We start from the raw sequence: 3,099 nt of genomic DNA on the forward strand, positions 1-3,099 counted from the left end.
AAGGGGATCCGCAGAGGATCCCCTGTTGCTTTGGAGGAACTTGATGCGTTTTGGCAGTCAGGCAGCTTTTGCTACAAAACTTTTTTCCACTTCGATTCGCCGATTTAACAACGCCAAAGTCAGGCAATCCAGCATTTCCAGGTCGGGCTCAGAGTAGCGCCGCTGAAAGAGCAGCTCGTTGATCTGGTTTTCTTGTCCTAGGCTGAGGAAGCCGCTGCAGAGCGCCTGCTCCACAATTTCTTGAATGCTGGAAGCAACAGGAGGAAAATCAAGACCGGTGTTCATGACCTTTTCCGTTTGAGGGGTTAGCGTTCAAAAGCTGGTTTTACGGGAGGACAGTCACTTGCGCCGAGGAACGAGATAGCGCTGCTCAATCTGCTCCGGCGAGAGGCGGGAAACCCCGGCCCGCGGCTCGTCCTCAGAAGAGGCCTCACCCTGCCACTTGAGGGACACTCCCAGCAGTGCTCCCAAAGAAAAGCTCTCGCTCAACAGGGCCGCTATGCGGTAAGTACGGTAGTCCAGCGTTAGATCGACACCAGCTTGCATCTGCGTTTCCTCCGTATTTCCAACGTTCACGTCCTCATTATAGCCTGAATATCCGTGAAAAAACGCAAAATACCGAGGATCTACGTACGCGATTTATAGGATTTTCTACGCCATTTGGCGGATAGCGGCAGGGATCCTACGGATCTGAGGGGGCAGGTTCAGGGATCCCAGCTCAGCAGAGCCGCGATTGCGGCGGCCAGAGTGGCGGCGTTGAAGGGCTTGCTGCTGAGGCCATTGGCTCCCAGACGAGCCAAAGAGGCACCCTGGCATCCCTGATCCTCGGAGTTGTCTGGATTACAGGGATCCCTTACGTTACCGCTCAGAGCTCGAAACCTAGTCGGTGTTTTCGTTGCTCACAAAATCTGGGTTGTCCGGGGATCCACCGGGTTCGGGCGATTCCAGCGCGTGTTTGAGGGCATGCCAGGCCAGGTTGGCGCACTTGATGCGCACCGGAAATTGGGCAACTCCCTTCATGGCGTTCAAGGCCCGCTGCTCCCGCGGAAACTCAGCGCCGCCGCGCATCATGGCTTGGAAGTGATCCACCAACTGCAACGCTTCGGGGATGGTGCGCCCCCGCACGGCGTCAGCCATGAGATCGGCAGAGGCCAGGGCAATAGCGCAGCCTTCGCCTTCGAATTTGATATCGACAATTCGCTCTTGATCCGGATCCAGTTGCAAGGTGAGGTCGATGGTGTCGCCACAGGAAGGGTTGTGGCCGCGTTGGTGGCGATGAACCGGATCCACTTTGCCGAAGTTGCGGGGCTTTTTGTACCGCTCCAGAATGACTTGCTGATAGAGTCCGCGCAGGTTATCGAGAGGCATTGTTGTTCCCGCTTGGTCGCTGCTTGGGCCGGAGAGCGTCAAGAGCTTTTGAGGATTGAAGGGCGATAGGGTCGAGATCGAGAAGCCGAGGAAGCTAGCCCATTCCGGCCAGTCTGTAACTTAATCTTAACCCCGTTCTCTGTAGAGATTTCGTAGAAGAATACCTGCCAGCGCACGGGCTTGCGTTGGCGCATGTAGAGCCAATCGAACAGGTTTTTCAGCAGCGTGGCCAGGTAGCCGCGCCAGACCCACCTGCCCTTCTCGGCGACGGCAACCCGGTTTCCCACCGTAACGCAGACAAACACAGTGGCCTGGGGTCGGTAGGGAAGCAGGGGTTGGCCGCGGATGAGCCGCAGCAGGTTTTGTGCTGCAATCGGCCCCTGGCGCACCGCGTACACGCCGATCTTGGGCAAGAGACGGGATCCCCAGACAAAGTCGGCGCAGTCCCCTAAGGCCAAGATGCGCTCTGCCCCCTGCACCCGCAGGCACTCATCCACCAGCAGGGATCCCGTCGGCCCCAGCGGCAGGCCGCAGCTTCTCAGCCAGGCGGGCGCCTGCAACCCACCCGCCCATAGGCGGGTCTGGGCCACCAGCTCGCTGCCATCCTCTAGCCAAACTTGCTGTGGCCCGAAGGCTTTTACCCGGCGCTCCGCCCAGATCTCTACCCCCAAGCGGCGGATCTCCCTTTCCACCTCCTGGCGGAAGCGTTCTGAGAAGCCCTCGGCCAGATGGGCCTGGCCATGGATCAGGAGCAGGCGGGCCCGCGCCAAAGGGATCCCCGTTGCTGCGCTCATCTCGCGGCAGAGGTCGTACAGCTCTCCCATCAGCTCTGTGCCGGTGCAACCTCCCCCCACCACCCCAAAGGTCAGCAGGCTCGGCGTCGGATCTCCCTGGGCCGCCCGCTGCCAGCACTGCCGGATCCAGGTTTGGGCGGCCACCAGTTGCTCCGCCGGTCGAATGGCGAAAGCATGTTGCATCCCGTCGATGGCCCGCAGCTCCCGCCCCACATTCACCAACAGGTAATCGTAGGCAAGGGTTTGGATCCCGCCTGCGCCTTCCAGGGTCAGGGTTTGCGCCTGCGGGTAAATGTGGGTTACTCGTCCTTGCAGAAACTGGGCGCCATTGGCTTGAATGTGCTCCAGCAGCGGGATCCGCACCAGATCCAGGGAAAACCGACCGCTCAGCAGCCGCGTGGACATGCCCGAGTTGACGATGTAGGGGTGGGGATTGATGGCGATCACCCGCGCTTGCCCTTTGAGGGCCCGCAGGGCATCGATGGCTCCATAGCCACATCCGGCCAAGACCACGGTGGGCAGGGATCCCTTCATGGCTGGAGCGGCAACCTCTCGCAGGCGGGCGTGCACCTTGTCGGGCGGCAACCGGGATCCCTCAGCGTCGATCAGCTCCCATCTTTACACGGGCAGTAGGTCGGTATGTACCTCTTCCGTCTGCTTAGAGAGAAGCCGCTGCAGGCTCCCTTTGGCTTCGGGGAAGTTGGGAGAAATTTCCAAAGCCGAGCGAAAGTGCTCGACGGCCTGCTCCAACTTGCCTTGGCGGGCCAAGACGGATCCCAGGCGGTAGTGGGCCATGCCGTAGCTGCCGTTGCTGCGCATCGCCCGTTGATAGCTGGCCACCGCTGAGCTCAGATCCCCCTTGATACGGGCCACTTCTCCCAGGCCAAAGTGGGCTTCGGGCAAATCTGGGTCTTCTCTTAACGCTTGTTCAAACTGC

Annotated in this window: 5 protein-coding genes; all 5 read right to left on the minus strand. The window is 60.1% G+C overall.

What is annotated here, in order from left to right; all coding sequences use genetic code 11:
- Positions 1–57 precede the first annotated feature (57 nt).
- On the minus strand, positions 58–285 hold the full coding sequence (locus NW852_RS08440; protein WP_414372025.1) for a hypothetical protein: 228 nt from the start codon (positions 283–285) through the stop codon (positions 58–60).
- A gap of 54 nt (positions 286–339) precedes the next feature.
- Positions 340–546 (minus strand): hypothetical protein, encoded by a 207-nt coding sequence (locus NW852_RS08445; protein WP_414372026.1) that lies wholly within the window; start codon positions 544–546, stop codon positions 340–342.
- 333 nt (positions 547–879) lie between these two features.
- Positions 880–1,368 (minus strand): Fe-S cluster assembly sulfur transfer protein SufU, encoded by a 489-nt coding sequence (gene sufU / locus NW852_RS08450; protein ID WP_414365414.1) that lies wholly within the window; start codon positions 1,366–1,368, stop codon positions 880–882.
- Positions 1,369–1,406: 38 nt separating this feature from the next.
- Positions 1,407–2,747: an NAD(P)/FAD-dependent oxidoreductase gene (locus NW852_RS08455; protein ID WP_414426640.1), complete on the minus strand. Its 1,341-nt coding sequence runs from the start codon at positions 2,745–2,747 to the stop codon at positions 1,407–1,409.
- Between the two features lie 33 nt (positions 2,748–2,780).
- The coding region (locus tag NW852_RS08460) for a tetratricopeptide repeat protein (RefSeq protein ID WP_414426641.1) at positions 2,781–3,099 on the minus strand (319 nt) is incomplete at its 5' end.

The organism is Synechococcus sp. H60.1 (assembly GCF_047462335.1).
Classification (GTDB): domain Bacteria; phylum Cyanobacteriota; class Cyanobacteriia; order Thermostichales; family Thermostichaceae; genus Thermostichus.

Coding starts and splice junctions, on each gene's coding strand:
- NW852_RS08440 (WP_414372025.1), bottom strand. CDS start 285: ATGAACACCGGTCTTGATTTTCCTCCTGTTGCTTCCAGCATTCAAGAA.
- NW852_RS08445 (WP_414372026.1), bottom strand. CDS start 546: ATGCAAGCTGGTGTCGATCTAACGCTGGACTACCGTACTTACCGCATA.
- sufU (WP_414365414.1), bottom strand. CDS start 1,368: ATGCCTCTCGATAACCTGCGCGGACTCTATCAGCAAGTCATTCTGGAG.